At 49.5% G+C, this 7,406-nt stretch carries 6 protein-coding genes; 5 read left to right on the forward strand and 1 reads right to left on the reverse strand.

The window, feature by feature from the left end; genetic code table 11:
- The first annotated feature begins 287 nt into the window (after positions 1 to 287).
- The 3 genes from HJG54_RS34445 to HJG54_RS34455 all read left to right on the forward strand — a co-directional run bounded on the left by HJG54_RS34445 (position 288) and on the right by HJG54_RS34455 (position 2,887).
- Positions 288 to 1,148 (forward strand): phycobilisome linker polypeptide, encoded by an 861-nt coding sequence (locus HJG54_RS34445; protein ID WP_316436474.1) that lies wholly within the window; start codon positions 288 to 290, stop codon positions 1,146 to 1,148.
- 141 nt (positions 1,149 to 1,289) lie between these two features.
- A complete protein-coding gene (locus HJG54_RS34450; RefSeq protein ID WP_316436475.1) occupies positions 1,290 to 2,030 on the forward strand; it encodes a phycobilisome rod-core linker polypeptide in 741 nt (246 codons plus the stop codon).
- 98 nt (positions 2,031 to 2,128) lie between these two features.
- Positions 2,129 to 2,887: a phycobilisome rod-core linker polypeptide gene (locus HJG54_RS34455; protein ID WP_316436476.1), complete on the forward strand. Its 759-nt coding sequence runs from the start codon at positions 2,129 to 2,131 to the stop codon at positions 2,885 to 2,887.
- Positions 2,888 to 4,157: 1,270 nt separating this feature from the next.
- Here HJG54_RS34455 and HJG54_RS34460 read toward each other — a convergent pair.
- On the reverse strand, positions 4,158 to 6,095 hold the full coding sequence (locus tag HJG54_RS34460; protein WP_316436477.1) for a protelomerase family protein: 1,938 nt from the start codon (positions 6,093 to 6,095) through the stop codon (positions 4,158 to 4,160).
- 269 nt (positions 6,096 to 6,364) lie between these two features.
- Here HJG54_RS34460 and HJG54_RS34465 point away from each other — a divergent pair, with 269 nt between their 5' ends.
- Positions 6,365 to 7,030: a transposase family protein gene (locus tag HJG54_RS34465; RefSeq protein ID WP_316436478.1), complete on the forward strand. Its 666-nt coding sequence runs from the start codon at positions 6,365 to 6,367 to the stop codon at positions 7,028 to 7,030.
- A complete protein-coding gene (locus HJG54_RS35700) occupies positions 6,963 to 7,286 on the forward strand; it encodes a transposase family protein (RefSeq protein ID WP_420717425.1) in 324 nt (107 codons plus the stop codon). The genes HJG54_RS34465 and HJG54_RS35700 overlap by 68 nt, the downstream gene beginning before the upstream one ends.
- Positions 7,287 to 7,406 lie beyond the last annotated feature (120 nt).

A 7,406-nucleotide genomic window follows, 5' to 3' on the forward strand; every position in this document is an offset into this window, starting at 1 on the left:
GGCCTCATCCTCTCAGCGACAAAGTTCACAATTCTTGATGAGCATTGTTACAACCTTGTATGAATATTAGATCATAACAATGCGTATAAAGCTTATAAAATAGCTGCAACGCTACTTCTACCGTGGGTTTCTGTAGGACTCTACGGTGGAATGTCACGATGGCCCTCTGGGCCGTGCGGAGCACGATCAAGACTGAGGAATCGAGTTGCACGTTTGGGTAATTCTGAAATTCCTTAACATCTTGAAACAATTCTTCTCAACCGCTGTTGTTTAACAGGAGATTGTGAATGGCTTTTGGACCAGCGTCCCGATTGGGGGTTAGCCTGTTTGATGAAACCCCGCCTCTGGAGCGGGTGCCCGGTAGTTCGGCCGACGAACTGGAAACGATGATCCGGGCGGTATATCGGCAGGTGTTAGGCAATGCCTATGTGATGGAAAGCGAGCGGCTGGCCGTGCCGGAATCGCAGTTCAAGCAGGGCGATCTGAGTGTGCGCGAGTTTGTGCGGGCTGTGGCCAAGTCGGATTTGTATCGGTCTCGGTTCTTCGAGAATGTGCCGCGCTATCGCGCCATTGAGCTGAATTTTCGCCATTTGCTGGGGCGAGCACCGGATGGCTACGAGGAAATGAAGCAGCACAGTGCTATTCTCGATACGCAAGGCTTTGAGGCGGAAATCGATTCCTACCTCGACAGCGATGAGTACCAAAATCGGTATGGGGAAAACATCGTTCCTTACATTCATGGCTATAAGAGTCAAGGCAAGACGATGGTGCAGTTTACCCATATGTTTGAATTGGTGCGTGGTGCGTCGAGCAGCTCGCTGAAGGGCAACCTAGCCGGTAAAAGCCCGCGGTTGAACGCGCTGGTGATTCAGGCAACTCCCACGGCGGTCGTTTCTCCGGGTAGCAGTGGAGCGACCTTCCGCACGCCACCGGGTGTGGCCCGGACGCGCTTGGGTGTGGGCGCTAGCGAAGGCGGTAAGGTCTACCGGATTGAAGTGACCGGCTACCGCTCGAATACGGTCAACAACATTTCTAAATTCCGTCGCAGTAATCAGGTTTATCTGGTTCCTTACGAGAAGTTATCTCAAGAATATCAACGCATTCATCGTCAAGGTGGAGTGATCGCTAGTATCACGCCGATCGATTAACGGCGGTTCTGCGGTCGTTGCATTGTCTAAAGTGTGTGTACGCTTTAGACCTTTTTGCTATTCCTAATTTCGTATTTTGCGCTCTGCAATATGCGGTACTTCGCTGTGTTGACATTTCATAATTAGTAAGGAGATCCATCGATGTCATTAGAACTGTGGCCAACGAGCAGTCTCGAGGATGTAGAGACGATTATTCGCGCGGTGTATAAGCAGGTTTTGGGAAATCCGCATGTGATGGAGAGCGAGCGGTTGGTGGCGGCGGAATCGCAGTTGTGTAACCGCACGATCACGGTGCGAGAATTTGTTCGGATTGTGGCGAAATCTGACTTTTACCGGTCGCGCTATTTCGAGCCTTGTGCCCCTTATCGGTTTGTTGAACTCAATTTCAAGCATTTGCTGGGCCGTGCGCCGCAAGATCAAGCGGAAGTGTCTGAGCATATCCGCCGCTGTGTGGAGCAGGGCTATGACGCGGAGATCGATTCGTATATTGATAGCGACGAGTATCAGTCGGCGTTTGGGGAACATATGGTGCCTTATTTCCGAGGTACGGTCAGCCAACCTGGCCAAAAGCAGGTGGTCTACAACCGCATGTTTGCCCTCGATCGGGGTCCAAGCCAGATTGACAGTGCGGTGCGCAGCTCGCAGCTCGTCTATGCTGTCGCGACTAATAGCCCGACGCCAATTCGGCCTGCAACGAGCCGCGGGGGAGCCTATGCTGCGACTGAAAAGCTGTTTAAGATCGTGGCCACTGGCGCAAAATTCGATAGTCCGCGTCGTCGCAGCACTACTGAATACATTGTTTCTGGCAGCAAAATGACGCCCCAAATCCAGCGGATTAATCGCACGGGCGCTCGGATTGTCAGCATTACTGAAATCGCCTAGGACATAGTCTGATCGGTCTGACCCCGGGCCAGTGCGGTGGGCTATGCTCACCCCACTGGTCTCAACTTCAATCCTATTCACCTTTAGGAGCGTTGCATATGGCACTTTGGGTAATGGCATCCGAGCCAGTGGAACTGCGGCCAGCGGCTAGCGAAGCAGAGTTGCAAACGGTGATTCGTGCGGTGTATCGCCAGGTGTTGGGCAATCGACACCTGATGGAAAGTCAGTGCCTGACCGAGGCCGAATCGCTGCTGCGTCAAGGCGAACTGACGGTGCGAGGGTTTGTGCGGCAGGTGGCGCAATCTGATCTGTATCGGTCGCTGTTTTTTGAATCGTCTTCGCCTTATCGCTTTATTGAACTGAATTTTAAGCATTTACTGGGGCGTGCCCCGATTGATCAAACGGAAATTGCGGAACATGTGCAGCGCTATGTGCGCGATGGCTATGCGGCCGAAATTGATTCCTATCTCGATAGCGACGAATACCAGCGCAGTTTTGGTGAACATCAAGTCCCCTATGAGCGCGGTAGCCAAACTCAAGCGGGACTAAAAGCGGTTGCCTTTAATCGCAGTTTGGCATTGATGCGTGGTTTCGCCGCTAGCGATAGCGGCAGATCTGCTCAGTTGATTACTGATCTGGCGGCTAATTTGCCCACTCCGATTCTGGCCCCAACGGGCGCAGGAGCCTATACTAATTCGAACAAACGGTTCCGGATTACGATCGCGGCGGCCAATCTCGGTCCACGCACCAATCGCAGTCGATTCACCGTAGAGGTTAATTACGAGCAGTTGTCATCCAAAATTCAAAGCATTCATAGAACGGGTGGCAAAATTGTTCGCATCAGCGAAGTGACTTGAGTGGAGGATAGGGGCTAGCTGTCAACGCTTGACGTGGAGCTAGTCCATGGCTGCACGATGGTTGTGCGATCAAGCGTCTGCGAAACCGTGGCCACGGTTGGATATCGTCGTGTGGAGACTCGCTCGTCTGAAACGGCATCGATTAATTAGGGTCAGATGATCAAATTGATATCGCAATCTGTGGCTGCAGGCTGTCACTTTATACGCTGAAGTTGAACAAAAAACGATGCTTAAACCGATTAAGTTCGGGTGTTTAAAGTGTTGCGACCATGGTTCGGTAATAGTCAAGCGAAAACGTTTGCTGTTGCGGGGCTGCGTTGAATCTGTCTATCTAGGGTGGATTGAGTGTAATGGTGGTGAAACGTATTCAGTGAGTGAGGTAGAAGTGATCGAGACGCGCTGGGCAAGTTGGAAATGCAGATTGGGTGTGCGAACGTACAAATCAACGCACACCCTGGTCTGGGATTCAGGCTTTGGCACTCTATGGTTTGAGAAACGGGAGAGTTTTACTGATGACATCCCCCTCATTCAAGCCCTCGCTTAACCCTCTGCTCCCGGTCGAGCTAGAGACCATTAAGGCTAAGATGCTACCCCCTGTAGCGCAAAAGAAAATGCAAGGCTGGATCCGTAGTCGCCATCTGGTGTGCTCGGGACATTTTTTTGTGTTTGAGACGGTTGACTATAGTGCGGTAGAACGATTTACCGAATGTGTGACTGTGTTAGGAGGAACTCTAATATCTGTGGAGCCGATTGATAAGATCTGGATGGGCGGACATCGGCAGGTGATCCTTTACCAGGCTAAGGCAAGTTTACATACACCGTGTCATGATCTTAGGCATTATTGGATTAAATACGGTAGTTTCAGAACTCGTTTCGATGGGCGTGAGTCTATCCCGTAAATTGCATCGACGCAGCTATCCATACCTCCACGAAAGCGGATGTGAATTCTGCTTTTGATGTGTCTAAAGCGCTTAAAATCAAGATAGAGAGCGGTTAGCAGCTGCTCTTCTACATTTCTACCGCTGATATTTCTCCTCTTGCCCTGCTTCGATATCTTGAATTGCAGGTTGATAGTTAGCCCCAAGTGTTGCAGCTATCTATACTCAGACATCGATGTTTGATGCCAGCGACTCAAGTATAGCTACTATCAGCATTCAAATCGATCAAATTAAGTACGGTTCCATACCTATACCTGACAGTTTGCTTTGTGCAAGTATAGATGTCTTTGCGAGCAATGGATCTGCCTTGATGGTGATTGCTCTGCTCGTATTTAGGCAGGATATTCTGCCTCTGTGCTGTCTTGTGCTGTCTTGTGCCAACGGCCATTGGCGACATCCTCAATTGAAGGTAGTCCGGTAATGGTATTGCGCGATCGGTTTTGCATCAGGCCCAGGCCATAGTGACTGTGATGTGCTTCAATTTCTGCGGTGCGGCTTCCTGGCGCATTCGCCTTACCAATGACAGCTTCCCAAGCGGTCTGCCCACATAACTCACCCCGCACCCGGACCTTCTTCAGAGCAGCGACCCCAATCATGATTCTGTGGCTGCGCACTCGTCCGGGTGCATCATTGTAGGCGATAATCTGGTCAATAGCGGCATTGACCTTTTCGAGTGCCACTTCACTGGAGCGATTAGGCTTGAGGGTGTCTCCTCTCATCTGCTTAGACTGAGTGGTGTGCAGATTTATTGTGGATGCCGCAATCCCAATGGCTGGCTCATCCCCTTGCATCTGGGGCGATTGTAGCGGTATCGAGGGTGTGGTTTGTGTTTGTCCTGGTTCAAGTGAGGTCTGCTGCTCACGAGATAGCAGCACCTCGGTCAAACGAGACATCTGCCGGGTTAGAGTCAGCATCTGCTGGGAGAGTTGTTCCCAGAGCGGTGGAGTAGCTTCAGGAGAAGGTGAAGTGACTGGTGTTTTGTCCACCGCTTCGATTGCCTTTGCTGAGATCCCAGGTGTTCCCTCATCGTGCTTCACTGTTCGATCTGCCTGTTGCTCTGTTTTGACCAAATCAATCAAATGAATGACATCGGCATCTGGTTCTTCCGCCTGCTTGCTCCCAAGCTGATGCTCGACCCAATCGAGGAAGTGGCCAATCCGGTCGGGCTGATTGTTTGCCACAATCCCTAATTGCTCCAGACACCGCTGTAACCGTTCCACATCGGTGCGCCACACACGCACCTTCGCCTCCCGCTGTTTCTTGGCTGGGAGTTGAGCCAGTGTTTCTGCCATCTGTGCTACTTGCTTGCGCTCAAATGCTTCAATCACTTCAATGCCTCCTAACCCCAACTTAATTCCTTGCCTGCCATCGAGATTACCTTTCCCATCACCAATCTTGTAATCGTTGTAATGCCTACCCGCGGCCAGCGATCGGCGTAATTCTTTCCCTTGTGTATCCAACAGTGCAAAATGCCCTTGAATCTGTGCCTTAAATTCATCCGCATCGACAGTGGGTGGACAATACCAGAACACAGCAATTGCCCCATACACAGAGCGAAACAAATGGGTGTAAAGATTATCTTCCCCCTCGCGTACTGGTACTAATCCTGAAAAATGCTTATCACAAGCTACTGCAACCGCATGGCTGTACTTAGCATTGATCTGCCGGACCGATAGTCCCTGACAGTTCACCCACCCTCGCAACTTCCTTAATGCTGCAATCACTCGGTCTGCTGTTGTCAGAGTGGGAATCTCAAACGACAGTCGCTGACTTTCGCCTTTGCGCTTGAGTGCTCCGGTAAAGCGCACACTCCACTGCGATTGCTTCTCGAACTCAGCCGTTGCCAAAATTTCACTCGATCTTCGCCCGGTAAGCACTGTCAGCCCTGCTGCCACTGCTGCCCAATCTCGTGATTCCAACAATCGTACTGCTTTTGCCACAATTGCTTCCGGGTCATCAATCAGCTTCACATGCTCATTGCGTCGTGCGACTGCCTTCTGACTCAACTCATTAATGGCTATCCATTGCGCTGTTGAAAACTTCATTGATTCCAACGCTACATGGTCTGAGTCAATCGCCTTGAGTGCATTTCTCACCTCCTGCATCACCCCTGCCTGCTGCCGTAGTGTCGTCAATCCATGTTCTACCCACTGCTGCTTCATCCACTCTGCCCACTGCTTGGCAACTGTTTGACCTTCTGGTGTATCTTGAAGCGAACGAACCGCAGGCAAATACTGCTTTTCAAACAATTCCTTGAGCCACTGCCGCATCACTTACTTCATCCCCTTGCGCTTTATCTTGAACTATTCCTATCCATACATAATAATACCTAAAAATATAAAATATATACCTGAATCTGTGCATATAAGCAATCTATATCTCATTTTTTATACCCATATCTTTTTATTCGTATATCTAACCTGTTGGCAGCTTGCATTTATAGAAACCGTTTATAATAGATTTCATCGGAAATAAGCTAGATTAATGAAAATAAGCTAGATTAATAGAAAAAAGTCGAGGGTAAACTGCGGAGTTTACGATGCTGTCTTACAAGCAAGTTCAGAACAAATCACGAGTGCTACAAAGCCTGACAGGGCTGAACGTGAAAGAATTTGAGCAGTTGCTGGTGAGTTTTGAGCGAGCTTGGCAAGATTATGTCGAAGAATACTATATAAAGCCAGGGCGACAACGTCGTTATGGGGGAGGACGAACCCCACAACTAAAGCAATCTTGTGACAAGTTACTGTTTATTCTGGTCTACTATCGGTTGTATCCAACCCAAGAGGTGCAAGGCTTTCTGTTTGGTATCGGTCAGCCTCAAGCCCATGAGTGGGTGCATAAACTCAGTCGAGTCAGTCGAGTGTTGAGCCAAGCTTTAGGGTATGAGAAACAGTTGCCAGAACGAGCACCGTATCGTTTAGAGGAGGTGCTCAACGAGTGCCCTAGCTTGGAATTGATCATTGATGGAACGGAGCGTCGGATGAACCGACCCAAGGACAAAGCCCGTCGAAAGCAGTATTACAGCGGAAAAAAGAAGGGGTTTACGCTCAAAAATAACTTGGTCAGCGAACGTCGGGGCAAGGTGGTGTATTTGAGTGACACCTTTGAGGGCAAAAAGCATGACAAAGCCATCTGTGATGAGGAGGATTATCAGTTCCCAGAGGGCAGCAAGCTGTGGAAAGATATCTGGATTTCAGGGGTATGAACCAGAGGGGGTAACGACGTTCCAACCGAAGAAGAAACCCCGCAAGCGAGAATTGAGTGGGACAGATAAGGAGCGAAATCGAGAGATATCCAAACAACGAGTTGAGATTGAGCATCACATCAGTGGCACCAAGCGATGCAATATTGTGGTGCATCCGTTAAGGAGCCGAACGGATCATTTTGCTGATGATGTGATGGAAACAGCTTGTGGCTTACATAACTTTCGGCTCACGCATCGGAAGTTAGTGACTGCCTAGATAGCAATTCCCAAAGCTGCCTATTTATGTTTCTTCTACCTTATTTCCGATTAAGTTTACTATACATATACTTTATTTGGTCATATAAGAGCCTTAAAAATATTTGTATGTATGAGATAT

Origin of the sequence: Leptolyngbya sp. NK1-12 (assembly GCF_032598965.1) — a bacterium.
Taxonomy (GTDB): Bacteria; Cyanobacteriota; Cyanobacteriia; order Elainellales; family Elainellaceae; genus Elainella.

What these genes read in the sequence shown, in the direction of transcription:
- HJG54_RS34455 (WP_316436476.1), top strand. Translation starts at nt 2,129, where the DNA reads ATGGCACTTTGGGTAATGGCATCCGAGCCAGTGGAACTGCGGCCAGCG.
- HJG54_RS34450 (WP_316436475.1), top strand. Translation starts at nt 1,290, where the DNA reads ATGTCATTAGAACTGTGGCCAACGAGCAGTCTCGAGGATGTAGAGACG.
- HJG54_RS34445 (WP_316436474.1), top strand. Translation starts at nt 288, where the DNA reads ATGGCTTTTGGACCAGCGTCCCGATTGGGGGTTAGCCTGTTTGATGAA.
- HJG54_RS35700 (WP_420717425.1), top strand. Translation starts at nt 6,963, where the DNA reads ATGAGGAGGATTATCAGTTCCCAGAGGGCAGCAAGCTGTGGAAAGATA.
- HJG54_RS34465 (WP_316436478.1), top strand. Translation starts at nt 6,365, where the DNA reads ATGCTGTCTTACAAGCAAGTTCAGAACAAATCACGAGTGCTACAAAGC.
- HJG54_RS34460 (WP_316436477.1), bottom strand. Translation starts at nt 6,095, where the DNA reads ATGCGGCAGTGGCTCAAGGAATTGTTTGAAAAGCAGTATTTGCCTGCG.